The sequence below is a fragment of the Halorubrum hochsteinianum genome, from assembly GCF_023702125.1.
GTDB lineage: Archaea > Halobacteriota > Halobacteria > Halobacteriales > Haloferacaceae > Halorubrum > Halorubrum hochsteinianum.
In genome coordinates, this window is record NZ_CP098415.1 from 2,001,041 (window position 1) to 2,027,335 (window position 26,295).

The window sequence follows — 26,295 nt, forward strand, 5'->3', positions numbered from 1 at the left end:
TCATGATGATCCCCGTCCGGTGTTTCACGTGCGGCAACGTCGTGGGTGAACACTGGGAAGAGTTCAAAGAGCGGGCTCGCGAGGGCGACGAAGATCCCGGCGAGGTGCTCGACGACCTCGGGGTCGACCGGCACTGCTGCCGGCGCATGCTGGTGAGCCACCGCGACCTCGTCGACGTCGTCTCACCGTACCAGTAACCCATGTCAGGACAGCGATACAACCGATACGAGAAGGCACGCATCCTCGGCGCGCGAGCGCTACAGGTGTCCTACGGGGCACCCGTGCTGATCGACACGGACCAGACGGAGCCGATCCTCGTCGCCGCGGAGGAGTACGACGCGGGCGCGCTCCCCTTCACGGTACGGAGGGAGAGCTGATGACGCGGATCACGAGCGTCTCGCTGCGTCGCGTGCTCGACTCGCGGGGCAACCCGACCGTCGAGGCCGACGTGCTCACCGAGTCCGGCGGCTTCGGCCGCGGTGCGGCCCCGAGCGGGGCCTCGACCGGCGAGTACGAGGCGATCGAACTGCCCGCGGGCGAGTCGATCGCGAAGGCCCGCGAACACGCGGTGCCGCGGCTCGAAGGCGTCTACGCGGGCGACCAGCGCGCCGTCGACAACGCGCTCCGCGCCGCCGACGGGACGGACGACTTCTCCGCCATCGGCGCGAACAGCGCCGTCGCCATCTCGATGGCGGCCGCGAAGGCCGCCGCCGACGTGCTCGGCGCGCCGTTATACCAGCACCTCGGCGGCGCGTTCCGCGGGGAGAACTTCCCCGTTCCGCTCGGCAACGTCGTCGGCGGCGGGGAACACGCCAAGGAGGCGACCCACATCCAGGAGTTCCTCGCCGCGCCGGTGGGGGCGCCGAGCGTCTCGGAGGCCGTCTTCGCGAACGCCGCGGTCCACGCGGCGGTCGCGGACGTGCTCGACGAGCGCGGCGTCCCCGCGGCGAAGGGCGACGAGGGCGCGTGGGCACCCCCGATCTCGGACGCGGAGGCGTTCGAGGTCGTCGACGAGGCGGTCGACCGCGTCGAGGACGAGGTCGGATTCGAGATCCGCTTCGGGCTCGACATGGCCGCCGCGGAGCTGTACGACGGCGACCGGGAGGCGTACGTGTACGGCGACGAGACGAAGTCGGCCGACGAGCAGATCGAGTACGTCGCCGGACTCGTCGACGAGTACGACCTCGCGTACGTCGAGGACCCGCTCGACGAGAACGACTACGAGGCGTTCGCGGAGCTGACCGACCGGGTCGGCGACCGGACGCTGATCTGCGGCGACGACCTGTTCGTCACCAACGTCGAGCGGCTTCGGGACGGGATCGACGCGGGCGCGGCCAACAGCATCCTGATCAAGCCGAACCAGATCGGGACGCTGTCGGACGCGTTCGACGCGGTCGAACTCGCCGCCCGCAACGGGTACGAGACGGTCATCTCGCACCGCTCGGGCGAGACCGAGGACACGACCATCGCACACCTCGCCGTGGCGACCGACGCCGGATACATCAAGACCGGTACGGTCGGCGGCGAGCGAACGGCCAAGCTGAACGAACTGGTCCGCATCGCGGACGACGCGGTATGACGGACCGACACCACGCATGAGCGAAGACAACGACGCGGTCGAACTCGACGACGACGCGGAGACCGAGGCGGTCGACGCGGCGGTCGAGGAGGAGGCCGACACGACCGAGGAACCGACCGCCGACGCGGCCGCCGAGGGGGCGTCCGCCGACGCCGAAACTGGGACCGCCGACGCCGAGAGCGCGGCCGCCGAAGAAACGACCGAGGAGGAGGAGGACGCCTCCCCGTTCGACGACGACGTCATGCCGGACGACGACGTCGACCTGCTGATCCCCGTCGAGGACTACCTCTCCGCCGGTGTCCACATCGGGACCCAGCAGAAGACGAAGGACATGGAGCGGTTCATCCACCGCGTCCGCGACGACGGGCTGTACGTCCTCGACGTGAGCCTGACTGACCAGCGGATCCGCACGGCCGCGGACTTCCTCTCGAACTACAACCCCGAGCAGATCCTCGTCACGTCCTCGCGGCAGTACGGCCGGTTCCCGGCCGAGAAGTTCGCGGACGCCATCGGTGCCCGCGCCCGGACCGGCCGGTTCATCCCGGGCACGCTGACGAACCCCGACTACGCCGGCTACATCGAGCCGGACGTCGTCGTGGTGACCGACCCGATCGGCGACGCGCAGGCCGTCAAGGAGGCCATCACCGTCGGCATCCCGGTCATCGCGATGTGTGACTCCAACAACCAGCTGTCGAACGTCGACCTCGTCATCCCGACGAACAACAAGGGTCGTCGCGCGCTGTCGGTCGTCTACTGGCTCCTCGCCAACGAGACGCTCGACCGCCGCGGCACCGACACCGTGTTCGCCCTCGAAGACTTCGAGGACGAGCTCTAACGCGGTCGCTTTTTGAGTTCTCGGTTCCGTTTCGGTCACCGCCCGGGAGCGACCGGTGTCTCGCCCGCGAGGGGACGCCGGGTTAGACGAGGTCCGGCGTGTAGGGGTACGCGTAGACCTCCCCGTCGTTCGCCCGCACGGTCGCGATGAGCACCAGGATGAGGTCCGCGATCCCGATGATCGGGAACAGCAGGAGCCCGATGAACACGAAGCTCAGGACCCCCGCGATCATGAGCGCGACGAAGACGACGATCTGGAAGTTCAGCGAGTTCTTCGCGTTCTGTTTGACGAGTTCGTCGTCGTCGTCCGCGAGGACCAGAAACAGGATCGGCCCGAGGAAGGAGGCGAAAAGCGCCGACGCGTGCGACAGCGCCGCGAGCGTCGTGTCGCCCTCGACGGTGTTGCTATCAGGTATTGACATAGCGGGAGAGCGGTTTCGGAGCTAACTCATAAGCTTTGGGACAACTGTTCGGCCGCGCTCAGTCGGCCGTCGACGACCCGTCGTCAGGCGCTTCCTCGGGCACGTCGTGGGTCCAGCGCGGCTCTATCTCGCGGTTCGCCAAGACGACGCGGTCGCCGGCGTCCGTGTCGATCCGCGTCTTCCGGAGTTCGATGGCGGCGACGGTGCCGGTCACGCCCTTCGCCTCGACGCGGTAGCCGACGTTGAAGTCGGGATCGCGGAGGAGGTAGACGCCGGCAACGGTGTCCTCGATCATCTCGGAGAGCGCGTACGAGACGCCGAGCGCGATGAAGCCGACCGCGGTGCCGAGGCTCGCCGCGATGTCGCCCATCCCCAGGACCTTCAGGAACGTGAGCGCGACGCCGAACCACAGGAAGATCGCCACGAGCGTGACGATGAGGTCGCCGACGAGCTCGCGGTCCCCGACGTACACCCGGTTGATCGACGACCGGAGGACCGCGAGGACGACCCTGACCGTCGCGTACGCCAGCGCGAGGAACACCAGTCCCGAGAGCAGCCGCGGGATGGCGACCGCCAACCCCTCGACGAAGTTCGTGAACGAGCGGGTCAGAAGCGACGGGAGCGCGGGCATGGCCCGCACGACGGCGGCCGCCGGTGAAAAACTGACGGGGAACGGGGTCGCCGTCCCGCGTCCGCTCCCCGCCGCGGCCGACCCCGCAAGCGCAACGCCTGTAAGCGCGGGGAGAGAGGTGTCTCGTATGACCGTTTGCGAAGCGCCGGGGAAGGTGTACCTCTTCGGCGAACACGCCGTCGTCTACGGCGAACCGGCCGTGCCGGCGGCCATCGAGCGGCGCGCCACGGTGACCGCCGAGCCCCGCGAGGACGACCACGTGCGCGTCGAGGCCGAGGACCTCTCCTTGGACGGGTTCACGGTGGAGTACTCCGGCGGCACCGGCGACCGCCCGGACGTGGACGTGCCGACCCCGCTCGTCGAGGCCGCGATGGGCTACGTCGACGCCGCGGTCGAGCAGGCGCGGGCGGCGGCCGACGCCCCCGACGCCGGCTTCGACATCACCGTCGAGAGCGACATCCCGCTCGGGGCGGGGCTGGGGTCGTCGGCGGCCGTGGTCGTGGCCGGCATCGACGCCGCGACCCGCGCGCTCGGCGAGCCGCTCGACCGCCGCGAACTCGCCGACCGGGCGTTCCGGGCCGAGTACGACGTTCAGGACGGGCAGGCCTCCCGCGCCGACACGTTCTGCTCGGCGATGGGCGGCGCGGTCCGCGTCGAGGGCGACGACTGCGAGCGGATCGGCGCGCCGAACCTCCCGTTCGTCGTCGGCTTCGACGGGGGCGCGGGCGACACGGGCGAGCTCGTCGCCGGCGTCCGCGAACTGCGGGCGGAACACGAGTTCGCCGCGGACACGGTGGCGTCCATCGGAGACCTCGTCCGGACGGGCGAGGGGCTGCTCGCCGAGGCCGACGCCGACGCGGAGCCGGAGCCGGCGCTGCTCGCGGAGCTGGGCGAGCTGATGGACTTCAACCACGGGCTGCTCGCGGCGCTCGGCGTCTCCGCCCGGTCGCTCGACGCGATGGTCTGGGCGGCGCGGGACGCGGGCGCACACGGCGCGAAGCTCACCGGCGCGGGCGGCGGCGGCTGCGTCGTCGCGCTCGACGAGAGCGACGCGAGCGAGACCGCCCTCTCCTTTACGCAGGGCTGTGAGGAGGCGTTCCGAGCCGAGCTGGCGACGGAGGGCGTTCGGGTGGTGGAGCCGTGACGGACGCCCGAGCGGGGTCGGATCCCCCCGTCGTTCTCAAGCTCGGCGGGAGCCTGATCACCAAGAAGGACCGCCCGGAGACGCTGGACGAGGCGTCGCTCGACGCCGCCTGCGACGCCGTCGCCGACGCGCTCGCGGCGGGCGACATCGACCGGCTCGTCGTCGTCCACGGCGGCGGGAGCTTCGGTCACCACCACGCCAGCGAGCACGGCGTGTCGACGACTGAGGGGACCCGCGACGCGGAGGCGGTGGCCGCGATCCACGGCGCGATGAAGCGGCTGAACGCGCGCGTGTTAGAGCGGCTCCGCGAGCGGGGCGTCCCCGCGGTCCCCGTCCACCCGCTGTCGCTCGCGGCGCGGGCCGACGGAGCGGACGGCGACCTCGACCTCCCGCTCGGGTCGACGGCGACGCTGCTCGGCGAGGGGTTCGTCCCCGTCCTCCACGGCGACGGCGTCGCGACCGCCGGCGACGGGGTCACGGTCGTCTCGGGCGACGAACTGGTCGTCGAACTCGCGACCGGACTGGGCGCACGCCGCGTCGGGGTCTGTTCGACGGTTCCCGGCGTGCTCGACTCCGACGGGGAGGTGATCCGCGAGATCGACGCGTTCGCGGCGGTCGCGGACGCGCTCGGCGCGAGCGACGCGACGGACGTCTCGGGCGGGATGGCAGCGAAAGTGCGGGAGCTGCTCGGGCTCGACGCGCCGGCGTACGTGTTCGGCGGCGAGGACCTGGTCCCGTTCCTGCGGGGCGAGGACGCCGGGACCCGGATCGACTGATCGGGTGACCCCGGGCGCGTCAGGAACGGCGGTCCGCCCGGGTACAGAACCCTTATTCGCGCCACGGCCCTCCCTGCCGGCATGAACGAATCGGACGTGCGGGAGCGGCTCGCAGACGTGCGGGACCCGGACCTCGGAGACGACATCGTCTCGCTCGGGTTAGTGAACGGCATCGACCTCGACGACGGGGCGGGGACGGTCCACGTGTCGCTGGCGCTCGGCGCGCCGTTCTCGCCGACGGAGTCGTCGATCGCCGACGACGTGCGGGACGCGCTCGACGACACGGGGCTCGACGTCGAGCTGTCGGCGTCGATCCCGGACGACCTCTCGGCGGACGAGCAGGTGCTGCCGGGCGTGAAGAACGTGATCGCGGTCGCCTCCGGGAAGGGGGGAGTCGGCAAGTCGACGACTGCGGTCAACCTCGCGGCCGGGCTCTCGGAGCTGGGCGCGCGCGTCGGCCTGTTCGACGCCGACGTGTACGGGCCGAACGTCCCGCGGATGGTGTCGGCCGAGCAGCGCCCGGAGACCGACGGCGAGACGATCGTCCCGCCCGAGCAGTTCGGCCTGAAGCTGATGAGCATGGACTTTCTCACGGGCGAGGACGACCCCGTCATCTGGCGCGGCCCGATGGTCCACAAGATCATCACGCAGCTCGTCGAGGACGTCGAGTGGGGCGAGCTGGACTACCTGATCATGGACCTCCCGCCGGGGACCGGCGACACTCAGCTCACGATCCTCCAGACGCTGCCGCTGACCGGGGCCGTGATCGTCACGACCCCGCAGGACGTCGCGCTCGACGACGCGACGAAGGGGCTCCGGATGTTCGGCAAACACGACACGAACGTCCTCGGCATCGCGGAGAACATGTCCGGGTTCAAGTGTCCCGACTGCGGCGGGTTCCACGAGATCTTCGGCTCCGGCGGCGGGAAGGCGCTCGCCGCCGACCACGACCTCCCCTACCTCGGCGGCGTCCCGCTCGACCCGTCCGTCCGGACCGGCGGCGACGACGGCGAGCCGATCGTCTTAGAGGACGGCGAGACCGCGGACGCGTTCAAGGTGATCGTCGAGAACGTCGCGGACAACGCCGGCGTGGTCCAGCGCCGGAAGGTGTCGCGGAGCCGATGACCGACGCGGACGACGGGCCGAGCGCCGCCGGGGGGAGCGACGCGGAAGGAACCGACGCGGAAGGGAGCGACGCCGACGGGGACGGTCCCGAGGACGGCCTCGCAGCCGCCGGCGTCGACCCGGTCGTCCCGGACGGCGTCGACGCGGGCGAGTTCGCGGACGACGAGGAGGTCCGGGCGTTCCTGCGCGAGGTCGCCGAGGACGTCCGCGGGGACAGCTCGGAGAGCAAGCAGCTCTCGGCGGTGCTGTACCGCGTGTCGGACCTGTACGACCCCGACGAGGAGACCTCGCCGGAGGAGATCTACCTCAACGTCCGCCACATCATGCGGATCAAAGCCGAGGGCGGACTGCGTCGCTGAGAGACCTCGGGGGATTCGCGGCGTCCCCCGACGTCCGAGTGCGACCGCCAGAGTGAGGCCCCCGGCGACCGACCGGCCGAACATGGACCTGACGACCGCGCTCGACGCCCGCGACGCGACCGTCTGCGTCGTCGGCGCGGGCGGCAAGAAGTCGACGCTGTTCGCGCTCGCCGACCGGCTGGACCGGGCGGTGGTGACGGCGAGCGTCCGGATACCGATCTTCGACGACCGGGTTGCCGCGGTGCGGGTGACGGAGGACCCGGTGGCCGCGATCGAGGAGGCCGGAGACGGCGACTGGCCGCTCGGGCTGGTCCCGGAGCGCGACCGGTCGGACCGCTACCTCGGATACGAGGCGGAGACCGTCTCCGAGATCGCCGACGCCGCCCCGGGCGCGACGCTCGTGAAGGCGGACGGCGCGCGCCTCCGGGAGTTCAAAGCGCCGGGCGACCACGAGCCGCAGATCCCGTCGGCCGCGGACGTGGTCGCCCCGATCGCGAGCGCGCACGTCGTCGGCGAACCGCTCACCGAGGACCTCGTCCACCGACCGGAGGAGGTCGCGGCGATCACGGGCCGCGAGATCGGGTCGGAGATCCGTCCCGCGGATGTCGCGACCGTGCTCGCCAGCCCGGCGGGCGGGCTGAAGGGCGTCCCGAGCGACGCGACGGCGATCCCGGTCGTGAACAAGGTCGACGACGAGGCGGACGCGGTCGCGGCCCGGAAGATCGCGGGAGAGATCACGTTCCGCGCGAACGTGCCGCGCGTCCTCCTCACGCGCCTGATCGCGGACGATCCGGTCGTCGAGATCGTCGAGTAGCGGGCTACGTGGACTCCTCCGGGAGATCCTCGAACGACCGCCAGAGCGCCCGGTACAGCGTCCACGCGTCGACGCCGTCGAGCGCGGTGAGGGCGGCGAGCGCGGCGTCGGCGTCGCCGTCGGTCGGGTCGGACTCGGTCGCTCCCGCCGTCTCGACGGCCGCGTCGATCGCGTCGACCACGTCGTCGAACGCGTTGTCCCGGAACGCCTCCTCGCGCTCGCGCCGCTCCCGGTCCGGATACTCGCCGAGGTACCGGCGGAAGTACCACCGGACGATCCACTGGGCGTCCCGCCGCCCGTACTCGTCGCCCGCGAACGCCCTCGGGACCGTCTCGACGTGCTGGCGCTCCACGTCGTACAGGGGCTCCCGCTCCGCGTACTCGCGGGCGCGGTCGCGGACCGTCGACTCGCTCAGATCCATCGGCCCCCGGTACGACGGCGGCCGGGATGAACGTTCGTCTCGGCGGGGCCGCCCGCGTCGGGGTCCGGGGGCCCCGCTCGACGGCCTCGGTTCCGAGCGGGACGGACCACCGGTACACTCATGGAGTCCACGACGGATCGTGCGGTATGTGCCCACAGGAGGGCGGTGAGACCGATGTCCAGTGAACCGGGGGACGCGACGAAGACGATCTGTCCGTACTGCGGCGTGGGATGCGGGATCCGCGTACTGGAGGGGGACGACCCGGGCGAGATGCGGTTCATGCCGTGGGGCGACGCGCCGGTGAACGAGGGGAGCGTCTGTATCAAGGGCGGCGCGGCGACGCAGGTCGTCGACCACGAGGACCGACTGACCGAGCCGCTGATCAAGGAGGACAGCGAGGAGCGAAGCTCCTCTGGCAGCCGGACGCAGTCCGGCGACGGCGAGTTCCGCGAGGCGACGTGGGACGAGGCGCTGACGAGGGTCGTCGACGAGATGGAGGGAATCCGCGAGGATCACGGCCCCGACGGGATGGGATTCTTCGGCTCCTCGAAGACGTTCAACGAGGAGAACTACCTCATCCAGAAGCTGGCGCGACGGTACGGAACCAATCAGGTCGACAACTGCACGCGGATGTGTCACGCCTCCACCGTCTGGGCGCTGCGGACCAGCCTCGGGATGGGCGCGATGACGAACAGCATGGCCGACCTGGAGGATTCCGCGGACGTGCTGTGGATCCAGGGCGCGAACCCGGGCGAGCAGCACCCGATCGCCAACAGCCAGTACTTCCGGCAGGCCGTTCTGGAGGGGGCGACCGTCATTCAGGTCGACCCGCACGCGAACAAGACCACCCGGTCGTTCGAGACCGACGACACCGACCGGCACATACACCTCCAGTTGAAGCCCGGCACCGACATCCCCCTCCTGAACGTCGTCCTCAAGACGATACTGGAGCGCCACGAGGCGGAGCCGGACGCGGGCTGGATCGACGAGGCGTTCGTCGAAGCGCGCACCGAGGGGATCGACCACCTGAGGGAGACCCTCGCGGACTTCGACAGGGAGGCGGCCGCCGAGGAGTGCGGCGTGCCGCTGGCCGACATCGAACTCGCCGCCGAGAAGTACGCGATGGCCAACGACGCCGCGGTCTTCACCGGGATGGGGATGAGCCAGCACACCTGCGGCGTCGACAACGTCCAAAACGAGATCAACCTCGCGCTGGTCACGGGGAACCTCGGTCGCCCGGGAACCGGGGTCAACCCCCTGCGCGGGCAGAACAACGTTCAGGGGACCTGCGACGTGGGCGCGATGCCGAACGTCCTCCCGGGGTACCAGCTCGTCGACGACGACGAGGCCCGCGAGTCAGTCGAGGACGTGTGGGGCTTCGAGATACCGTCCGAGCCGGGGCTGACGAACGTCGAGATCTCCCACGCCATCGGCGACACCGTCCACGGGCTCTACGTCATGGGCGAGAACCCGATCATGAGCGAGCCGGACGGGAACCGGACGGAAGAGCGGTTCCGCGAGGAACTGGACTTCATGGTGGTTCAGGACATCTTCATGACCGAGACCGCCAAGCTCGCGGACGTGGTCCTCCCCGCGACGACGTGGGCCGAGCGCGACGGCACCGTCACCAACACCGACCGCCGCGTCCAGCGCATGCGCGGCGTCCACAAGGTCCACGAGAACACGCGCCACGATCTCGACATCCTCTGTGAGGTCGGGACGCGGCTGTTCGACGGGGACGAGTTCGCCTTCGACGGCCCAGAGGACGTGTTCGAGGAGCTGCGCGAGGTCTGCCCGATCATGCACGGGATGACCTACGACGCGCTCGGCGAGACGGGGATCCACTGGCCCTGCTACGAGGAGGGCGACGAGGGCGACTCGTACCTCTACGAGGACTCCTTCGAGACCGAGAACGGGCTCGGCCGCATCGAGGGCGTCGTCCATCAGGAGCCGAAAGAGGTCCCGGACGAGGAGTACCCGCTCGTGTTGACCACGGCGCGGCTCGAAGAGCACTACAACACCGGGACGATGAGCCGGCGCTCGCCCACGCTCTCGAAACAGCACCCGGAGAACTTCGTCGACGTCCACCCGAACGACGCCGAGCGGTACGGCATCGAGGACGGCGACCACGTGAACCTCAAGTCACGGCGCGGGGAGATCACGGTCCGCGCCGACGTCACCGAGGACATCAAGGAGGGCGTCGTCTGGACCACGCCGCACTTCGCGGCCGCCTCCGCGAACCACCTCACCAACGACGTGCTCGACGAGCGCTCGAAGATCCCCGAGTACAAGGCCGCGTCGGCCGAGATCGAGGTCGACATCGAGCCCGCGGGCGACGCGGCGGCGTCGGCGGACGACTGAGGCGTCGCCCGGTTTTCGCGCCCGGACGGGAGTCCGGATCAGTCGTCGCCGGCCGCGGTCTCGGCGTCGTCGACCCCGCCGTCGGCCGCCGTTTCGCCGGCGTCGGTCGCGGCGGCGTCCGCGTTCGCGTCGGTGTTCGCGGTCGCGGTCTCGACCGCGTCGTCTCCGTCCGAGTCGACTTCGACCGCGTCGTAGTCGGCCGGCTCGCCCGCAGCCGGTTCGTCTTCGGCGTCGTCCGCGGTGTCGGCGTCAATTTCGGCGTCGTCCGCGGTGTCGGCGTCGTCGTCCGCGTCCGTGGCGTCCGGACCGAACTCGAACCCGGTTCCGGCGGCCGCCTCCGACGGTCCGTCGAGGTCGGCTTCGGCGTCCTCGGCGTCGGCCGCGTCCGCGACCGCCGACTCGGCGGCCGCCGCCTCGCGCGCCTCGAACTCGTCGGCGAGCGCGCGGAGTTCGTCGGCGCGCGTCGACAGCGACTCGGCGCTCGTCGATATCTGGCCGATCGCGGCCGTCTGCTCCTCGGCGGCCGCGGAGACGTTCTGCGCCTCGCTCGCCGTCTCGACGCTCACCTCGGCGACCTCGTCGATCATCGAGACGGCCTCCTGCGTCGACTCCGCCTGCTGGTCGGTGGCGTCGTTGATCGACTGGATCCCGGCGTTGGCGTCCTCCACGTCCTCGACGATCGATTCGAGGGTGCCGACGGTCTCCTCGACGACCTCCCGGCCGGCCTCGACGTCGTCCTCCATCGAGAACAGGCCGTCCGCGACCGACTCGGTGGAGCCCTCGACGCCCGCGATCAGCTCCTCGACCTCGGTGGTCGCCTCCGCGGTCTCCTCCGCGAGGTCCTTCACCTCGCGGGCGACGACCGCGAACCCCTCGCCGGCCTCGCCCGCGCGCGCGGCCTCGATCGAGGCGTTCAGCGCGAGGATGTTCGTCTGCTCGGCGATGTCGTCGATGAGCTCGACCACCTCGCCGATGCGCTCGACCTCGTCGCGCAGGTCGCGCATCTCGTCGACGGTCCGGCCGACCTCGTCGTCGATCCGGTCCATGCGCTCGATCGCCGCGCCGGCCTCCTCGCGGCCCGCCTCGCCGGCCTCGGCGGTCGCGGCAGACCGCTCCGCCAGCTCGTCCGTCGAGGAGGCGATCTCCTCGACCGTGGCCGAGAGGTCGTCGAGTTCGGCGGCCGCGGTCGAGAGCGTCTCCTCCTGCCGTTCCGTGCCGACCGATATCTCCTCGACGCTCTCGGCGACGCCGACGCTGGTGGACTCGACCTCCGCGGCGGAGTCCGTCACCTCCGCGCTGCGCTCGTCGACCGTCTCGGCGGCGTCCTGAATGGCGACGACGAGCGCCTCCAGCCGGTCGAGCGTCTCGTTGAGCGACTCGGCGATGGCCGTCATCGCCTCGCTCTCGCTCTCCGGGTCGAGCCGGCGGGTGAGGTCGCCCTCGGCGACCGCGTCGATCGTCGCCTCGTACTCGTCGGCCTTCGTCTCCAGGTGCGCCGAGAGCGCCTCCGCCTCCTCGCGGGCCGCGGCGGCCTCGTCGGCGGACTCCTCGACCGCGGCGATCTGCTCGCGCATCGTCTCGCGGATGCGGTCGAACAGCGCCGAGAGCTGCCCGAACTCGTCGGCGCGCTCGCGGTCGATCTCGACGTCGAAATCGCCGGCCTCGATCGCCTCCGCGTACCCGCGCAAGTCGTCGACGGAGCCGTTCACGTCGCGGACGACGAACGCGCCCACGGCGAGCAGACCGACGATAGAGATGCCGATCAGGACCAAGACGGTCCGCGTCACGTCGCCGACCGTGCCGTACACCGAGCGCTGCGGGGCCGCGACGACGACCGCCCACGACTTCCCCTCGACCGGCGCGGTCGCCGTGGCGAGGTCGGAGCCGTCTACGACCGTCTGCTCGGCGTTCGAGACGTCGGTCGTCGTCGACTCCGTCACGTCGCTCCGGAGGTGCGACAGCTCCTCGATCAGGAAGTAGTCGCGCAAGATCGCGTCGCTGTTCGACGCCAGCGCGACCTGTCCGGTGGCGGTGGAGACGACCTGCATGTTGCCGCCGTCCACCGGGGCGGTCAGGAGCGAACCGCGCTCCGACAGGTCGACCGTGATCACGATCGCCTTGCCGGGCACGTTGTTGATCGGGCTGACGAACCCGAGGTGATTCTCGCCGTCGGCCTTGTACGGCTCGAAGGATCGCACCTCGTTGGCGTGCGCGAACGCCGCCGGCCCGACCGCCCACGGCCGCTCCTCCTCGGAGAACGTCGTCCCCTCCGTCATGGGCGAGGTGCTCACGGCGACCTCGTTGGTCACCATGTTGTAGTAGTGGACGTCGACCACGTACTCGGGGAGCATGTCTGCGTTCTGCCGGAGTTCGTCGCGTATCCGTCCATCGCTCGACGACTGGACGCCGGAGGCCGACGAGACCCGGTTCGTGTACCCGTTCATCTCGCTGAGGAAGCCGTTGATCCCCTCGGCCTCCCGTTCGGCGGCGCTCGTCATCGTCTCTCGCGCGTCGGACTCGACGCTCGCCTGAACCTGATCGACGGCGAGCGCGCCCGTGCCGAGCAACACCGTCGACACGACGATGACCGCCGCCGCGATCTTGAAGAGGTACCGGCCGCGCAGTCGATGAGAGAGACGCCGGAGGATGCCGTCTCGGTCGTCAGCGGACATGATTCGCAGTTTTCACTATCACTAATAAACGTCGGTGGCAAGATATCAGTCGTGATAGCTCGCGGGACAGACGCCGACCGAGCGTCACGTTCGACGAGTGGTTTCGGGGTCGAACTGGACGTTCGAAGAGGCGCGTCGCGGTGCCGGCGGGAGTGGGCCGCGGTCCCGTCGGGATCGGGGGCGACCGCCCCATTCGAAACCACTATCCCCGATCCGGCGGATCGTTCGGTATGGACTGGCCACACGACCCCGACGGCGAGCAGGGGAGCGAGGGCATGCGGCAGTACGGCCACGCCGTGCTCGCGAAGAAGATCGACGAGGAGGAGGACTTCCCGCTCACGGCGGCGGAGTACGTCGAGCAGTACGGCGACCACCCGATCCGGATCGACTACGAGACGGTCGTCTCGGTCGAGGAGATCTTCGAGAACGTCGAGCAGGAGGAGTTCGCTGACTTCGTCGAGTTCCACCAGGAACTCGGCCGCGCGATGCGCGAGAACGGCTACTGGTTCTACGAGGGCGCGGAGCAGTTCGTCGACGGCAGCGCCTGACTACGAAGTTGCCTTTTAAGCTGCGGTAGTTCGTGAATTCGCGGTCGATCAGGCGGACATCTCTGATCTGACCGAGACAGTCGAATCCCCGGTCGCTCGGCTGTACGTTGCGGTGATTGCTGTTTATAGATCACCGACCGATACGAACACCGCCGAAGCCCCAGTCGCGAAGCGGGCGCACGCTCGGGGCGCTCCTCACTCGGTCGCTCCGCTTCCTCGTTGCGGTGCTGCCGTCGCCTGCGCCCGCTTCGCGACTGCCCCTTCGAATCCCGCCCCCGCCCCGCACAGCACCTCGGGCCTCCCCAGCCTCGCGGCTCGCGCTCTCCGAGCGCTCGCCGCGTCCCTCGCGCGTGCGACTCGCGGCCTTCGGCCGCTCGTCGGCACGCGCCACCGCAATTCAGATCGGAATATGATCGGCGGCCGACCACCCGACCGGTTTAAGAACGCCGAGGGCGAGCGACTCCGCATGGACACAGAGCGGATCGCGGTGCTGGCCCACGAGAAGTTCCCCGACCGCGCGAAGACGGCGCTCGGCGTGATGCGCTACGGCGACCAAGAGGTTCGGGCGGTCCTCGACCGCGACCGCGCCGGCGGCCGCGTTCGCGACCACGTCCCGGACGTGGCGGACGCGCCGATCGTCGAGTCGTTCGCGGACGCGCACGCGGCCGCGGACGGCGATCTGGACGCCTTATATATCGGGATCGCGCCGATCGGCGGCGGCTTCGACGAGTCGTGGCGGTCGGACGTCGAGGCGGCGATCGAGGCCGGCTGCGACGTGGTGAGCGGCCTCCACTACTTCCTGAACGAGGACGAGGAGTTCGCGGCGCTGGCCGACGAACACGGCGTCGACCTCGTCGACGTCCGGCGGCCGGACGACGATCTGACGGTGGCCACCGGAGCCTCGGCCGACGTGGACGCCGACGTGCTGCTCACCGTGGGGACCGACTGCTCGGTCGGCAAGATGACCGCCTCGCTGGAGATCGTCGCGGCCGCCCGCGAGCGGGGGATCGACGCCGCCTTCGTCCCGACGGGCCAGACCGGGATCATGATCGCCGGGTGGGGGAACCCGATCGACCGCGTCGTCTCCGACTTCGCCGCGGGCGCGGTCGAGGAGATGCTCGTCGCGGTCGGCGACGACCACGACCTGCTCGTCGTCGAGGGGCAGGGAAGCATCGTCCACCCCGCATACTCGGCGGTCACCTGCGGCATCCTCCACGGCGCGATGCCGGACGGGCTCGTCCTCTGTCACGCCGCGGGCCGGGAGGTCGTCCACGGTTACGAGTCGTTCGACCTCCCGCCGATCGCGGAGTACGTCGACCTCTACGAGGGGCTGGCGAACCCCGTCCACGAGACCGCGGTCGTCGCCGGCGCGGTCAACACGAAGGACGTGGCCGACGACGAGGCGGCCGCGGACGCGGTCGCCGCGGTCGCCGAGGCGGCGGGCGTGCCCGCGGCCGACCCGGTGCGCCACGGCGCGGACGAAATCGTCGACGCCGCGCTCGACGCTGGACTCGGCGTGGACGAGGACGGGAACGAGGACGACGAGGAGGCGGCCGACGAATGAGCCTCGACGCCGAGTTCGAGCGGGTGTCCATGCCCTTGGAGAACCCGTTCACGATCTCGCGGGGGACCCAGACGGCGGCCGAGAACGTGGTCGTCCGGGTGACCGACGAGGCGGGGATGACCGGCGTCGGCGGCGCGGCCCCCTCGTCGCACTACGGCGAGACGGCCGACACGGTCGAAGCGGTCATGCCGGACCTGCTCGACGCGGTCGAGCGCGTCGGCGACCCCCACGCGCTCCACGCGATCGAGTCCGAACTGCGCGCGGTCGTCGAGGGGAACCCCGCCGCCCGCTGTGCCGTCTCGATCGCGGTCCACGACCTCGCGGCGAAGCGGCTCGGCGTCCCCCTCCACCGCCTGTGGGGGCTCGATCCGAGCGACGCGCCGAAGACGTCGTTCACGATCGGACTCGACGACACCGACCGCGTGCGGGAGAAGGCCGCCGACGCCGTCGAGGCCGGCCACTCGGTGCTGAAGATCAAGCTCGGCACCGTCCGCGACCGGGAACTGGTCGACGCGGTCCGCGAGGCCGCGCCCGACGCCCGCCTCCGCGTCGACGCGAACGAGGCGTGGACGCCGAAGGAGGCGGTGCGGAAGGCCGAGTGGCTCGCCGACCGCGACGTGGAGTTCGTCGAGCAGCCCGTTCCGGCGGAGAACCCCGAGGGCCTCCGGTACGTCTACGAGCGCTCCGAACTGCCCGTCGCCGCCGACGAGTCCTGCGTCACCGCCGCGGACGTGCCCGCGATCGCCGACCGCTGTGACATCGCGAACCTGAAGCTGATGAAGACGGGTGGCCTGCTGGAGGCGCGCCGCGCGATCGCCGCCGCGCGGGCGCACGGCCTCGAAGTGATGTGCGGCTGTATGGTCGAGTCGAACGCCTCCATCGCGGCCGCCGCGCAGCTCGCGCCGCTCTTAGATTACGCCGACCTCGACGGGTCGCTGCTGCTCGCCGAGGACCCGTACGCTGGGATCAACCTGTCGGACGGCGAGATACGGCTCGCCGAGCAAGACCGCGCGGGGACCGGCGCGCGGCCGGCGGAGGAGTGAAACGGGGACGGCAAACGGTCGCTGCGGACGATCGGCGTCAGTTCCGCTTCTCGTCGGCCTCGGACTCCGATTCCTCTAACTCGACGTCGAGCTCCTCGTCGAGGTTCGCCTCGGCGTCACCGTCGAGGTCGGCTTCCAGATCGTCCGCGTTCATCTCGCTCTCGATGTCCTCCAGCTCGGCGTCTATCTCCTCGTTGGTCGCGCCGCCGTCGCCGTTCGCCGGCTCCCCCTTCCCGAGTTCGCCCTTGAGCGTCTCCAGTTCGGCGTCGACCTCGCTGTTCGTCGAGAGCCCCTCTAACTCGCGGTCGATGCTGTCCTTGTCCGAGAGCGCGTCCTCGAACGCGCCGGAGTCCTCCAGCTCGTCCATCGCCTCCGCGCGCGCCTCCATCTCCTCGGTGCGCTCCTCGGCGCGCTCGATGGAGCGGCTCACGTCCTCCATCTCGTCGCCCACGCCGGTCATCGCCTCGGAGACGCGCGAGGAGGCCTCGGCGGCCTCGTAGCGGGCCTTCATCGTCTCCTTCTTCGTGCGGAACTCCTCGATGCGGTTCTGGAGCTTGTTCTTCTTCTCGACGAGCTGGTCCTGCGTGTCGTTGAGGTCCGCGATCTGTCCTTCCAGCTCCTCGATCTGGCTCATCTTCGACTTCTTCTTTTCGAGCGCCTTCCGCGCGAGGTCGTCGCGGTCCTGCTGGACCGCCTCGCGGGCCTGCCGGTTGTGCTTCTCGACGTTCTCTTCGAGCTTGCGCTTTTGAATCTCCAGCCGCTTCTTCTGGGTCGTCAGGTCCGCGATCCCCTGTTTGACGTCCTGGAGTTCGTCGCGCATCTGCTCGTACGAGTAGTCGAGCGACTCGGTCGGGTCCTCGGCCCGATTGAGGAGGGCGTTCACCTTCGAGCGGATGACGTAGGAGGCGCGAGAGAGGATTCCCATATCACCGTGTACGCGTTCCACCCGTTAAAACCTCATGCGGTTCGCGACCGTGAGACGCACTCCGCGGCCGGGAGACGCGGGTCGCGGGAGGGGCACGGCGCGCGCCGAGGACGGGGATCCGGCGGAACGACGCGCGGGCCCCGCGGACAGGGCTCTCCGTGGCGGCGCGTACCTGAACACTTATTCGGCGGGTCGATGTAGCCCGGCGCATGGACATCGGCGTCTTGACCGTTCCCCTCGGCGGCGAACCGATCGACGACGCGGCCGCGTACCTCGCCGGGCTCGGCGTCGACGCCGTCGAACTCGGCGTCGGCGGGTGGCCCGGACAGGACCACGTCGACCGCGAGCGGCTCCTTGACGACGAGGCGGCGCGGCAGGAACTCCGGGGAGTTCTCGACGACCACGGGCTCCGGATCTCCGCGCTCGCGACGCACAACAACCCGCTTCACCCCGACGAGGAGCGGGCCGCGACGGCGGACCGCGAACTGCGCGAGGCGATCGGACTGGCCGACCTGCTCGGCGTCGACACGGTGACGTGCTTCTCGGGACTCCCCGCGGGCGCGCCGGGCGACTCGACGCCGAACTGGGTCACGGCCCCGTGGCCGAGCGAACACGCCGACGCGCTCGACTACCAGTGGGACGAGGTCGCGGTCCCGTACTGGTCGGACCTCGCCGAACACGCCGCGCACCACGGCGTCGACGTGGCTATCGAGATGCACCCGAACATGCTCGTGTACGAGCCGACCGGCATGCTCGCGCTCCGGGAGGCGACGAACGAGCGGATCGGCGCGAACTTCGACCCGTCGCACCTCTACTGGCAGGGGATCGACGTGCCCGAGGCGATCCGCTTCCTCGGCGAGCGCGACGCGATCCACCACGTCCACGCCAAGGACACGAGGGTGTACGAGTCCAACTCGCGGGTGAAGGGCGTCCTCGACACGACGGGGTACGCCGACGAGGCGGACCGCTCGTGGCTGTTCCGCTCGATCGGCTACGGTCACGGGGAGGACCACTGGAAGGACGTGGTCTCGACGCTCCGGATGGTCGGCTACGAGGGCGCGCTGTCGATCGAACACGAGGACTCGCTCACCTCCTCGCGCGAGGGGTTGGAGAAGGCGGTCGACGTGTTGGACCGAGCCGTCTTCGAGACCGAACCGGGCGACGCGTACTGGGCTGAGTGAGGCGGCGGCGACCAACAGATCCACGACATGACACATGAAACACAGAAGGTCGGCGTGCTGGGGTATCGATTCATGGGAAGAGCGCACGCGAACGCGCTCGCGCGCCTCCCGATGTTCTTCCCGGACGCCCCCGAGGTCGAGCGGCACACGCTCGTCGGGCGCGACGAAAACGCCCTCGCAGAGGCGGCCGACCGGTTCGGCTTCGCGCACACCGCGACCGACTGGGAGGCGGCGATAGACGCGGTGGACGTCTTCTACAACCTCGGCCCGAACCACGTCCACGCGGAGCCGTCGATCGCGGCCCTCGAAGCGGGGGTCCCCGTCCTCTGTGAGAAGCCGCTCGCGCCGACGCTGGAGGAGGCCGCGGCGATGCGCGACGCCGCGGCCGCGACCGGCGCGACCGCCGGCACCGCGTTCAACTACCGGTTCGTCCCCGCGATCCGGTACGCGAAGGGACTGATCGAGGACGGCGAACTCGGCGAGATACGACAGGTCCGCGGGCGCTACCTCCAGGACTGGCTCGTCGACCCGGAGGCCCCGTGGGCGTGGCGGATGGACGCCGACATGGCCGGATCGGGCGCGCTCGGCGACCTCGGCGCGCACACGATCGACCTCGCGAACTTCCTCGTGGGCGAGGCGGTCGGGGGGATCGACCGCGTCTCCGGGCAGTTGACGACGTTCGTCGACGAGCGCCCGGTGTACGCCGACGACGACGCGGCGGGCGAAGCCGACGCCGAGGTCGCGGAGTACCGCGACGTGACCGTCGACGACGCCTACAGCGCGCAGGTCGCCTACGAGTCGGGCGCGACCGGGACCTTCGAGGCCACGCGGGTCGCCGAGGGGCACAAGAACGACCACACGATCGCGGTCCACGGCTCGAAGGGGAGCGTGAAGTTCTCCTTGGAGCGCCTCAACGAACTGGAGGTGCTCCGCGAGGGGAACCGCGGCTACGAGACGGTGTTAGTCACCGAGGAGACGGACCCGTACGTGGACCGCTGGTGGCCCCCCGGCCACGTGATCGGGTGGGAGCACACGTTCGTCCACGAGAGCTACGAGTACCTCTCGGCGGTCGCGGAAGGCGGGTCGTTCGAGCCGTCGTTCGCTGACGGGTACGAGGTCCAGAAGGTACTCGCGGCGATCGAGCGGGCCGACGAGCGCGGCGAGTGGGTCGAAGTCTAATTCCCAGTTCTCCCGGATCTGTCGAGATCAGCCGGAACTGATACGAACGTCGTATTAGATATGTAGGGCGGACACAATACCTGGTGACCTTCTCTTCGGGCGTGACTTCATTCAGTCGTCGGTCGAGAGGTACCGATCGATCAAGTACCCGATCCCACCTACTGCCATGAGCGTTTGTACGACGCCGAATCCGGGCGCTTCGTCAGCGGCCACTCCGCCTTGATCCGTGACTGCGTCGCCTTCCGAGGTTTCAGTACCCGTCCCGTTAACTTCCTCAGTTGGTTCTTCGGTTACGACGACGGAGTCTTCGATAGCCGTCCCGTTTATACGCAGGGTGAATTCTCCGGTCTCTTCGAAGACCGTCTCCAGTTCAACGGTTTCTGCGCTTTTTGAATCCACCTGAACCTCTGTTGTCTCAATTTCGGTCGTCTCACCTTCGGGTCCGTCGACCGCGAAGGAGACCGTCGTCGATGACTCGACGCCGGTTGCGTTTTCTACGGTCACGCGTGCGGTCACGGTGTCTCCGACATATGCCTCGCTATCGGATTCTGTGAGCGTCACGTGGAGTAGCTCAAACTCATCTTCGATCCGTTCTTTGTGGAACTCGGCTGCCTCCGACCTGTATTCCCAAGCTGGAGAGTGAGGTTGTCCCTCAAACGTTCTGAACGTGGCAGGGACATCGAGGTGGTCGTAAATTTTTCGGCTGGTCTCGAACCGGTCGTCAACTTGTAACGTCCCGAAAAATTCCTCGACTACTTGATCCATCTCGTCGTCACCTTTGAACCGTTTGCGAACGTAATTATCAGGGTCCTCGGGGTCCTGATCTTTACCGCCGATCCACCGGAACTGCTCGATGTCCATCCACGCCTCTTCGTTGAATGCCTCGCCGGTGAGTTCTTCCAAATTTCCGGCTCCGATCGGCCATGGGACGGTTGTTCGGTCGGGATCGCCATGAACCGGGAGGTCATCGGTGAGCCCAGTAAATGGGAGGAAGGCATACCCATTCGCACCGGAAGAGTATGCGTTGATGTGTTCCGGATGAAGTGGAGCGATTCTTTCGATAAAATCACCAGCAGACGACGCTCCATCGTAATGGATTCCATCCGCAATTGTATAGCTGCCAGCGTTCAGTCGGGATTTGGCGTCCTCGATCATCGCGATGAACTGTAGGTCGACGCGCTCACGTCGAGGGTCGGTGATCTCCAATTCCGGGGCTAAGGTCAACTCCTGTGGTTCCAAGCCGAGGTGTCCGCGTGTCAATGTGAGGGGAACACTCAGTACGGGGCAATTCATCGCATCTGCAATGCGTCCCGTGATGCCGCGATCAGGGTCTTGGGCCCCCGCAACTCGTTCTTCAAAGTCACCCCATGGATACGTTGTAACCACCAACGGTCGCACTTTGGAGTCGTTTAGAGACTCTTCAACAGAGCGGAAAGACGGCGTATAGAGGAAATACGGAGAGTGGAACCCGGCGTCGGGGTCTGCTTCGATCTTTTGAACCCCCGGCTCGGTTCCGTAACTGTTCACACCGGTTTCAGCGCCGTCAACTGCCTCAGTAGCGTGAACTTCTTCAGCCAGAGTTCGTCCACTGAATCCGATGATGCCGGCTGTAGAAACCCCCGCTGTCTGGAGTATTCGCCGCCGCCTCGCTTCGATTTGCTGTGAATCCATTGGTGTCAGAGTTATCCGAAAACGGAGTCAGACGCCGACGCCGCCGCCCGGCGTGCTGCCGCCGTTCTCCTCGCTCCACTCGTCGATCGCGGAGTCCTCGCCGTCGTAGCTGCCGAGCGTCTCGCGGGTGTCGAACGCAACCGGCTCCCAGACCACGTCGAAGTTCTCGTTGCCGGTGGCGTTGGGGACGGGGACCCGATCGCCCGGCCGGACCACGCCGTCGCCGGGCCACGCGCCGAACTGGACGTTCCCGTCCGGGTCCTCGCCGCGGACGTACAGCTCCTCGGCGGGGACCGGGTCGGGACCGATCGCGACGACGACGAGTTCGCCGTCCTCCTGTTGGGCCTCGAACTCGGCGTCCGGCGGGGCGACGCCGTCGATGAGCCCGAACACCGCCGCGCCGACGATCGCCAGCAGCAACACGACGATCCCAACGAGCAGCCCCGTCCCCGCCAGCGGGGTGAACCCTCGCTCGTCGTCTCGGAACGCAGCCATTCGACCGTCAGTCAGACGGCACCGGTATAAGGGTTTACGCGCCGCGTATCAGCGCTGATAAGTTTGGGCGCGTCGGGAGCGGGATCCCCGTGGAGCGGGCCGGGGCCACCGGAGCGGGACCGACGCTCCGGGACCGAACCGGAAGCGGGTTATTCCGCGCGACCCAACGCCGACCGTGACGTCTCGGACAGGCGGTTCGACGGGCGGTCGCCCGCGCGGGCTGCGCGGCATCGCGCGCACGTGGGCCGAGGTGCTCGTTCGGCCGCGGCGAGCGTTCGCAAACTCGATCACGCCCGGCGATCAGGCCCCGGCACTGACGTTCGCGGTCGCGGTCGTCGCGGCGTTCGCGTTCGGCCTGATCGCGACCGACCCCGGCGCGGTGCCGGCCGTCGTCCCCTCGTCGCGGGCGCTGTCCGGACTGGTGGTCTTCGTCGTCGCGGTCGTGATCGGGACCCCCGTCGGCCTCCACCTGACCGGCGCGGTCGCGACGGTGTCGGTCGTGGTCGCGAGCCTCGAACTCGCGGACGGGATCGGGTTCCGCGACCGCGGCGGCGTGAGCGAGACGGTTCAGGCCGTCGCGTACGCCAGTTCGCCGATGGCGCTCGCGGGACCGGCGATACCCGAGCTCAGGGTCGTCTGCGGCGCGTACGCGGCGGTGCTGCTGTTCGTCGGGCTCCGCTCGGTTCACGGGCTGGGGGCGCTCCGGACGGCTGTCGCCGCGCTCCCGCCGGCCGCGCTCGGCTACGGCGTGGGGTACCGCGTCGTGGCGGCGGCGCGGACGCTTTTCGCCGCGTGAGCCGCCGACGGCCCGCGCCGCCGCCAGCGGGCTTTCGACAACCGTTTTAGGCCCGAGACTCTCGGTGTATTCAAATGGGATCCTGTATCATTTGTGGCACCGACATCGGGGGCGGTCGCGTCTGCGACTCGCACCAGGAAGACGTCGTGTTCGACTTCCGCGGCGACTCCCCGAACGGTCTCGTCCCGAGCCGGTTCTACCGTGGCGTCGTCGACGGGTACGCCGAGTTCGGCGTGTTCGTCGACCTCGCGCCGGGCGTCACCGGCCTGCTCCACCGCTCCGAACTCGACCAGCGGCTCGACAGCCTCGACTGGGAACCGGGCGACGAGGTGTTCGTCCAGGTGAAGGGCGTCCGCGACAACGGCAACGTCGACCTCGGCTGGTCGATCCGACAGGCCGACCGCGAGTTCCGCGGCGTCCTCGTCCAAGCGCCCTCCGGCGAGCGCCTCCCCGACGAGGACCCGGACGACGAGGAGACCGAAGCGCGGACCGAGACGGAAGAGCGGGCGGACGACGCCGGGGACGAAGACGCGGGCTCCGACGCCGACGAAGCCGCCGAGGCCGACGAGACCGACGACGGACCCGAGCCGACCGACGGGGGCGACGACGCGGAGGGCGTCGCGTCCGCCGACGGCGAGTCCGTTGACGCCGGCACGTCCGAGGAAAACGCCGACGATTCCGCCGACGAGGGCGGCGAGGAGGCCGCCGCCGCCGCGGACGAGGAGACCGACGAGGACCGCGAGCGCGCGTCGATCACGACGCTCGGAGACGCGGTCGGCGAATCGGTCTGGATCGAGGGCGAGGTCGTCGGCGTCCGTCAGACCGGCGGCCCGACGGTGTTCGAGGTCAGCGACGAGACGGGCGCGGTCGATGTGGCCGCGTTCGTCGAGCCGGGCGTCCGGGCGTACCCGGACGTCGAGGTGGGCGACGCGGTGCGGGTCGACGGCGAGGTCGAGAGCCACCGCGGCGACATCCAAGTCGAGTCGGACGCGCTCGTCCTCCTCGACGGCGAGGCGGCGGAGGCGGTCCGCCGCCGGATCGCCGACGCGCTCACCGACGAGGCGCGCCCCGAGGGGCTCCAGCCGCTCGCCGGCGACGAGACGGTCGCCGAGCTCGCCGACGGCCTCCTCGACGCCGCGGAGGCGGTCCGCCGCGCGGTCCTCGAATCGCGCCCCATCGTCGTCCGCCACCCGGCGACCGCCGACGGCTACGTCGCGGGCGCTGCGGTCGAGCGCGCGGTCCTCCCGCTGATCCGCGACGAGCACGCGAAGAGCGACGCCGAGTACCACTACTTCACCCGCCGCCCGCTCGACGAGCCGGTGTACGGGATGGACGCGGCGACCAACGACGCGACCCGCATGCTTCAGGACCGCGACCGCCACGACGAGAAGCTCCCGCTGTTCCTGCTCGTCGGGGCCGGCTCGACGACCGAGTCCGTCGACGGCATCGACCTGCTGTCGGTGTACGGCGTCGACGCGGTCGTCGTCGACGCCGCGGTCGCCGACCCGGAGACCCGGGAGGCGGTCGACACGCTCGTCTCGCCGGAACTGGCCGACGTCGGCGGCGACGAGACGCTCTCGACCGGCACGCTCGTCGCCTCGCTCGCGTCGGCGATCAACGACGAGGTCCGCGCGGACCTCGAACACCTCCCCGCGGTGAGCTACTGGGCGGACGCCCCGGATCGGTACGTGAACCTCGCGCGGGACGCGGGCTGCGACGCCGAGCGCGTCGCGGAGCTCCGCGAGGCGGTCGCGCTGGAAGCGTACTACCAGTCGTATCAGGACAAGCGCGAACTGATCGCTGATCTCCTGTTCTCGGACGGCGGTAACCTCGCGGCGCACGTCTCCGAGCAGTTCCGCGAGAAGCTGGAGACCGAGGTCGAGACGGCGGACGCGAACGTCGCCACGGAGGCGGTCGACGGCGTCGAGTTCGCGCTCCTCGACACCGACGGCTACACCCACCGCTACGACTTCCCGCCGACGCCGCTGCTCCTGGACGACCTCCACCGCCGGCGCGCCGACGGCGAGCCGTTCGCGACGGTCGGCGTCGGCACCGACGAACTGTACGTGCGCACGACGGCCGACGTGTCGGTCCGCGACGTGGCCGAGCGCGCGGCCGAGCTCGCGCCGGCGGCCGACATCGCCACCGCGGGCGTCCGCGAGGGGAAAATCGAGTTCCTCTCCGGCGAGCGCGACGCCGTCGAGGACGCGGTCGTCGCCGCCGTCGCCGAGGCGTTCTGAGACGGACGAGATATTCGCGGTAGTTTTCCTTCTAATCCGTTTGAAAACTCCCGCGCATCGGATCGGCCGGTAGATTATTCTACTCGTGTGAGATTCCCTCGCGTGGGTGTCACCGATGGCTACACAACCGTCCGAACGGACGCTTCGCTCGGAGCTGCTCGGGAGAGACGTGGAGTTCAACTACTCGGAGACGTGGCTGGCGTACTCGATGCTTGGGCTCCGGGTCGTGATGGCGTGGGTGTTCCTCCAGGCCGGGTTAGAGAAGCTGTTCGAGGGCGGTATCGGCGACCCGCTCGCGTGGAGCTCCGTGGGGTTCCTTCGGAACGCCATTGCCGAGGCGAACCCGTTGCGAGAGCTGTTCCTCTTTTTCGCCGACTTCGCGGCGATAATCGACCCGATGGTGGTGTTCGGGCAGATCCTGATCGGGCTGGCGCTGCTGTTCGGCGTCTTCTTCCGGTTCGCCGCGCTGATGGGCGCGATCATGATGTCGCTGTTCTGGACCGCCGCGTGGCAGGGCGGACTGCTGGCGGGGTTCCCGGTGGACCACGGCTACTTCGTCGACAGCTCGCTCGTCTACATGCTGATCCTGTTCGGGCTGGGCGCGTGGGGTGCCGGCCGGATCGTCGGGGTCGATCGGGCGCTAGAGGAGACGGAACTGGTCAGGAACGCCCCGGGGCTGCGGTTCCTGCTCGGGTGACCGGACGCCGCGGACGGCGTCGCGACGTTTTTTGACGCTCGCCCCGATTCAGCGGCGCGTGAACGGGCCGGGCGGCAGGATGAGGTCGTCGAGTTCGGGCCGCTGTTTCACGTTGAACACGACCGACAGCTCGTCTGTCAGCGGGTAGCCGTTACAGGAGAGGCGGAACCCCCGCTCGGCGAGGTCGTCGGGCATGATGTGGTCGGTCGGCTGCGAGAGTTTCCCCTCGGCGAGGTACACCGCGCAGTTCGCGCAGGCACCGCCGCGACAGGAGAACGGCCACGCGAAGCCGCTCCGCTCGGCGGCCTCCAGCAGGCTCTCGTCGGGGTGGACGAGCAGGCGGCCGTGGGCGTCGGGACCGAGGTCGGCGTGGGACGCCTTCCGGAACAGCTCGTCGTCGTCCAGCGACCAGCCGTAGTCGACGATGGCCTCGTAGTCGAGGAACTCGACGCGGGTCGACGCGGGCGCGCGCGCCTCGCCGTCCTCGGTGAGGTCGACGTCGGCGGGGTCGACGCCGTCGCCGCTCTCGTCCCCGTCCGCGTCGCGCTCCGACAGCTCCCGGTACGCCCGGCGGACGAGCTGGAACTCCTCGACCGATCCCCCCTGATCGGGGTGGGCGCGCTTCACGCGCTCGCGGTACGCCCGTTCGACCGCCTCGTCGTCGGCGTCCTCGTCGACGTCCAACACCTCGAACGGGGAGACCATCCGGTTACCCGACGTAGGCGCGTGAGACACATAAACTGCCCAGAAGTCGGCAGGCGGATCATTCCGGCGAGAGTCGGCGAACGGACGGGCGGCCGCGGACCGGTCAGCGTTTA

Annotated in this window: 26 protein-coding genes; 18 read left to right on the top strand and 8 right to left on the bottom strand. The window is 69.5% G+C overall.

Annotated elements, in window-relative coordinates; all coding sequences use genetic code 11:
- Nucleotides 1-2: 2 nt before the first annotated feature.
- From NAF06_RS10120 to rpsB, 4 genes are read left to right on the top strand one after another with little or no spacing between them, the layout of a single operon-like run.
- Entirely contained in the window at nt 3-197 is a 195-nt protein-coding gene (locus NAF06_RS10120; protein ID WP_006628058.1) for a DNA-directed RNA polymerase subunit N, read from the top strand.
- 3 nt (nt 198-200) lie between these two features.
- The gene (locus tag NAF06_RS10125; protein ID WP_006628057.1) at nt 201-377 is read left to right on the top strand and encodes a DNA-directed RNA polymerase subunit K; all 177 of its coding nucleotides are present in this window, start codon (nt 201-203) and stop codon (nt 375-377) included.
- Nucleotides 377-1,579 carry a phosphopyruvate hydratase gene (gene eno, locus NAF06_RS10130; RefSeq protein WP_008583689.1) on the top strand — a complete coding sequence of 401 codons (1,203 nt, stop codon included), beginning with the start codon at nt 377-379 and terminating at the stop codon, nt 1,577-1,579. The genes NAF06_RS10125 and eno overlap by 1 nt, the downstream gene beginning before the upstream one ends.
- Nucleotides 1,580-1,595: 16 nt before the next feature.
- Nucleotides 1,596-2,414, top strand: a complete 819-nt coding sequence (rpsB, locus tag NAF06_RS10135; protein ID WP_008583688.1) for a 30S ribosomal protein S2 — start codon at nt 1,596-1,598, stop codon at nt 2,412-2,414.
- A gap of 82 nt (nt 2,415-2,496) precedes the next feature.
- Here rpsB and NAF06_RS10140 read toward each other — a convergent pair whose 3' ends face one another.
- Both NAF06_RS10140 and NAF06_RS10145 read right to left on the bottom strand, forming a co-directional pair.
- Complete coding sequence (locus tag NAF06_RS10140) at nt 2,497-2,835, bottom strand: DUF4870 domain-containing protein (RefSeq protein WP_008583686.1); 339 nt, start codon at nt 2,833-2,835, stop codon at nt 2,497-2,499.
- Nucleotides 2,836-2,893: 58 nt separating this feature from the next.
- Nucleotides 2,894-3,466 (bottom strand): mechanosensitive ion channel domain-containing protein, encoded by a 573-nt coding sequence (locus tag NAF06_RS10145; RefSeq protein WP_008583683.1) that lies wholly within the window; start codon nt 3,464-3,466, stop codon nt 2,894-2,896.
- A gap of 127 nt (nt 3,467-3,593) precedes the next feature.
- On the opposite strand from NAF06_RS10145, the gene mvk reads away from it, so the two are divergent.
- From mvk to yqeC, 5 genes are all read left to right on the top strand, one after another.
- Nucleotides 3,594-4,610 carry a mevalonate kinase gene (mvk, locus tag NAF06_RS10150; RefSeq protein ID WP_008583681.1) on the top strand — a complete coding sequence of 339 codons (1,017 nt, stop codon included), beginning with the start codon at nt 3,594-3,596 and terminating at the stop codon, nt 4,608-4,610.
- Complete coding sequence (locus tag NAF06_RS10155; protein ID WP_008583678.1) at nt 4,607-5,386, top strand: isopentenyl phosphate kinase; 780 nt, start codon at nt 4,607-4,609, stop codon at nt 5,384-5,386. The genes mvk and NAF06_RS10155 overlap by 4 nt, the downstream gene beginning before the upstream one ends.
- Nucleotides 5,387-5,467: 81 nt before the next feature.
- Nucleotides 5,468-6,511, top strand: coding sequence for an Mrp/NBP35 family ATP-binding protein (locus tag NAF06_RS10160; RefSeq protein WP_008583676.1), 1,044 nt, complete (start codon nt 5,468-5,470; stop codon nt 6,509-6,511).
- Nucleotides 6,508-6,870 (top strand): DUF7976 family protein, encoded by a 363-nt coding sequence (locus NAF06_RS10165; protein WP_008583674.1) that lies wholly within the window; start codon nt 6,508-6,510, stop codon nt 6,868-6,870. The genes NAF06_RS10160 and NAF06_RS10165 overlap by 4 nt, the downstream gene beginning before the upstream one ends.
- Nucleotides 6,871-6,952: 82 nt before the next feature.
- Nucleotides 6,953-7,684 carry a selenium cofactor biosynthesis protein YqeC gene (gene yqeC / locus NAF06_RS10170; protein ID WP_008583672.1) on the top strand — a complete coding sequence of 244 codons (732 nt, stop codon included), beginning with the start codon at nt 6,953-6,955 and terminating at the stop codon, nt 7,682-7,684.
- A 4-nt stretch (nt 7,685-7,688) separates the two neighbouring features.
- Here the strand turns inward: yqeC and NAF06_RS10175 are convergent, their stop codons facing one another.
- Nucleotides 7,689-8,105, bottom strand: coding sequence for a hypothetical protein (locus tag NAF06_RS10175; protein ID WP_008583670.1), 417 nt, complete (start codon nt 8,103-8,105; stop codon nt 7,689-7,691).
- Nucleotides 8,106-8,279: 174 nt separating this feature from the next.
- Here NAF06_RS10175 and fdhF point away from each other — a divergent pair, with 174 nt between their 5' ends.
- Nucleotides 8,280-10,466 (top strand): formate dehydrogenase subunit alpha, encoded by a 2,187-nt coding sequence (fdhF, locus tag NAF06_RS10180; protein ID WP_008583668.1) that lies wholly within the window; start codon nt 8,280-8,282, stop codon nt 10,464-10,466.
- 38 nt (nt 10,467-10,504) lie between these two features.
- On the opposite strand, the gene NAF06_RS10185 is transcribed toward fdhF, so the two are convergent.
- The gene (locus NAF06_RS10185; protein WP_008583666.1) at nt 10,505-13,138 is read right to left on the bottom strand and encodes a methyl-accepting chemotaxis protein; all 2,634 of its coding nucleotides are present in this window, start codon (nt 13,136-13,138) and stop codon (nt 10,505-10,507) included.
- Nucleotides 13,139-13,368: 230 nt separating this feature from the next.
- Here NAF06_RS10185 and NAF06_RS10190 point away from each other — a divergent pair, with 230 nt between their 5' ends.
- From NAF06_RS10190 to NAF06_RS10200, 3 genes are all read left to right on the top strand, one after another.
- Nucleotides 13,369-13,686, top strand: a complete 318-nt coding sequence (locus NAF06_RS10190; protein WP_006628044.1) for a DUF5785 family protein — start codon at nt 13,369-13,371, stop codon at nt 13,684-13,686.
- Nucleotides 13,687-14,152: 466 nt separating this feature from the next.
- Complete coding sequence (locus tag NAF06_RS10195; protein ID WP_049908734.1) at nt 14,153-15,250, top strand: N-acetyltransferase DgcN family protein; 1,098 nt, start codon at nt 14,153-14,155, stop codon at nt 15,248-15,250.
- The gene (locus NAF06_RS10200) at nt 15,247-16,293 is read left to right on the top strand and encodes a dipeptide epimerase (RefSeq protein WP_008583661.1); all 1,047 of its coding nucleotides are present in this window, start codon (nt 15,247-15,249) and stop codon (nt 16,291-16,293) included. The genes NAF06_RS10195 and NAF06_RS10200 overlap by 4 nt, the downstream gene beginning before the upstream one ends.
- A 37-nt stretch (nt 16,294-16,330) precedes the next feature.
- Here NAF06_RS10200 and NAF06_RS10205 read toward each other — a convergent pair whose 3' ends face one another.
- The gene (locus NAF06_RS10205; RefSeq protein WP_008583659.1) at nt 16,331-17,218 is read right to left on the bottom strand and encodes a PspA/IM30 family protein; all 888 of its coding nucleotides are present in this window, start codon (nt 17,216-17,218) and stop codon (nt 16,331-16,333) included.
- Nucleotides 17,219-17,427: 209 nt separating this feature from the next.
- Between NAF06_RS10205 and NAF06_RS10210 the strand changes: the two genes are divergently transcribed.
- The gene (locus NAF06_RS10210; protein WP_008583658.1) at nt 17,428-18,399 is read left to right on the top strand and encodes a sugar phosphate isomerase/epimerase family protein; all 972 of its coding nucleotides are present in this window, start codon (nt 17,428-17,430) and stop codon (nt 18,397-18,399) included.
- Nucleotides 18,400-18,426: 27 nt separating this feature from the next.
- A complete protein-coding gene (locus NAF06_RS10215) occupies nt 18,427-19,578 on the top strand; it encodes a Gfo/Idh/MocA family protein (protein WP_049908733.1) in 1,152 nt (383 codons plus the stop codon).
- A 111-nt stretch (nt 19,579-19,689) separates the two neighbouring features.
- Here NAF06_RS10215 and NAF06_RS10220 read toward each other — a convergent pair whose 3' ends face one another.
- Together NAF06_RS10220 and NAF06_RS10225 are read right to left on the bottom strand one after the other, a co-directional pair.
- Complete coding sequence (locus NAF06_RS10220) at nt 19,690-21,249, bottom strand: hypothetical protein (protein WP_239638709.1); 1,560 nt, start codon at nt 21,247-21,249, stop codon at nt 19,690-19,692.
- A gap of 27 nt (nt 21,250-21,276) precedes the next feature.
- Nucleotides 21,277-21,744, bottom strand: a complete 468-nt coding sequence (locus NAF06_RS10225; protein WP_251106157.1) for a type IV pilin domain-containing protein — start codon at nt 21,742-21,744, stop codon at nt 21,277-21,279.
- A gap of 175 nt (nt 21,745-21,919) precedes the next feature.
- On the opposite strand from NAF06_RS10225, the gene NAF06_RS10230 reads away from it, so the two are divergent.
- From NAF06_RS10230 to NAF06_RS10240, 3 genes are all read left to right on the top strand, one after another.
- A complete protein-coding gene (locus tag NAF06_RS10230) occupies nt 21,920-22,540 on the top strand; it encodes a YIP1 family protein (protein ID WP_049908731.1) in 621 nt (206 codons plus the stop codon).
- A 74-nt stretch (nt 22,541-22,614) separates the two neighbouring features.
- Nucleotides 22,615-24,780: a DHH family phosphoesterase gene (locus tag NAF06_RS10235; protein WP_008583649.1), complete on the top strand. Its 2,166-nt coding sequence runs from the start codon at nt 22,615-22,617 to the stop codon at nt 24,778-24,780.
- Between the two features lie 115 nt (nt 24,781-24,895).
- The gene (locus NAF06_RS10240; RefSeq protein WP_049908729.1) at nt 24,896-25,477 is read left to right on the top strand and encodes a DoxX family protein; all 582 of its coding nucleotides are present in this window, start codon (nt 24,896-24,898) and stop codon (nt 25,475-25,477) included.
- 48 nt (nt 25,478-25,525) lie between these two features.
- On the opposite strand, the gene fer is transcribed toward NAF06_RS10240, so the two are convergent.
- Nucleotides 25,526-26,182, bottom strand: a complete 657-nt coding sequence (gene fer / locus NAF06_RS10245; protein WP_008583646.1) for a ferredoxin Fer — start codon at nt 26,180-26,182, stop codon at nt 25,526-25,528.
- Nucleotides 26,183-26,295: the final 113 nt, after the last annotated feature.

Bases quoted from the DNA above. Each gene is read 5' to 3' on its own strand.
- NAF06_RS10120 (WP_006628058.1), top strand. From the start codon at position 3: ATGATGATCCCCGTCCGGTGTTTCACGTGCGGCAACGTCGTGGGTGAA.
- NAF06_RS10125 (WP_006628057.1), top strand. From the start codon at position 201: ATGTCAGGACAGCGATACAACCGATACGAGAAGGCACGCATCCTCGGC.
- eno (WP_008583689.1), top strand. From the start codon at position 377: ATGACGCGGATCACGAGCGTCTCGCTGCGTCGCGTGCTCGACTCGCGG.
- rpsB (WP_008583688.1), top strand. From the start codon at position 1,596: ATGAGCGAAGACAACGACGCGGTCGAACTCGACGACGACGCGGAGACC.
- NAF06_RS10140 (WP_008583686.1), bottom strand. From the start codon at position 2,835: ATGTCAATACCTGATAGCAACACCGTCGAGGGCGACACGACGCTCGCG.
- NAF06_RS10145 (WP_008583683.1), bottom strand. From the start codon at position 3,466: ATGCCCGCGCTCCCGTCGCTTCTGACCCGCTCGTTCACGAACTTCGTC.
- mvk (WP_008583681.1), top strand. From the start codon at position 3,594: ATGACCGTTTGCGAAGCGCCGGGGAAGGTGTACCTCTTCGGCGAACAC.
- NAF06_RS10160 (WP_008583676.1), top strand. From the start codon at position 5,468: ATGAACGAATCGGACGTGCGGGAGCGGCTCGCAGACGTGCGGGACCCG.
- NAF06_RS10165 (WP_008583674.1), top strand. From the start codon at position 6,508: ATGACCGACGCGGACGACGGGCCGAGCGCCGCCGGGGGGAGCGACGCG.
- yqeC (WP_008583672.1), top strand. From the start codon at position 6,953: ATGGACCTGACGACCGCGCTCGACGCCCGCGACGCGACCGTCTGCGTC.
- NAF06_RS10175 (WP_008583670.1), bottom strand. From the start codon at position 8,105: ATGGATCTGAGCGAGTCGACGGTCCGCGACCGCGCCCGCGAGTACGCG.
- fdhF (WP_008583668.1), top strand. From the start codon at position 8,280: ATGTCCAGTGAACCGGGGGACGCGACGAAGACGATCTGTCCGTACTGC.
- NAF06_RS10185 (WP_008583666.1), bottom strand. From the start codon at position 13,138: ATGTCCGCTGACGACCGAGACGGCATCCTCCGGCGTCTCTCTCATCGA.
- NAF06_RS10190 (WP_006628044.1), top strand. From the start codon at position 13,369: ATGGACTGGCCACACGACCCCGACGGCGAGCAGGGGAGCGAGGGCATG.
- NAF06_RS10195 (WP_049908734.1), top strand. From the start codon at position 14,153: ATGGACACAGAGCGGATCGCGGTGCTGGCCCACGAGAAGTTCCCCGAC.
- NAF06_RS10200 (WP_008583661.1), top strand. From the start codon at position 15,247: ATGAGCCTCGACGCCGAGTTCGAGCGGGTGTCCATGCCCTTGGAGAAC.
- NAF06_RS10205 (WP_008583659.1), bottom strand. From the start codon at position 17,218: ATGGGAATCCTCTCTCGCGCCTCCTACGTCATCCGCTCGAAGGTGAAC.
- NAF06_RS10210 (WP_008583658.1), top strand. From the start codon at position 17,428: ATGGACATCGGCGTCTTGACCGTTCCCCTCGGCGGCGAACCGATCGAC.
- NAF06_RS10215 (WP_049908733.1), top strand. From the start codon at position 18,427: ATGACACATGAAACACAGAAGGTCGGCGTGCTGGGGTATCGATTCATG.
- NAF06_RS10220 (WP_239638709.1), bottom strand. From the start codon at position 21,249: ATGGATTCACAGCAAATCGAAGCGAGGCGGCGGCGAATACTCCAGACA.
- NAF06_RS10225 (WP_251106157.1), bottom strand. From the start codon at position 21,744: ATGGCTGCGTTCCGAGACGACGAGCGAGGGTTCACCCCGCTGGCGGGG.
- NAF06_RS10235 (WP_008583649.1), top strand. From the start codon at position 22,615: ATGGGATCCTGTATCATTTGTGGCACCGACATCGGGGGCGGTCGCGTC.
- NAF06_RS10240 (WP_049908729.1), top strand. From the start codon at position 24,896: ATGGCTACACAACCGTCCGAACGGACGCTTCGCTCGGAGCTGCTCGGG.
- fer (WP_008583646.1), bottom strand. From the start codon at position 26,182: ATGGTCTCCCCGTTCGAGGTGTTGGACGTCGACGAGGACGCCGACGAC.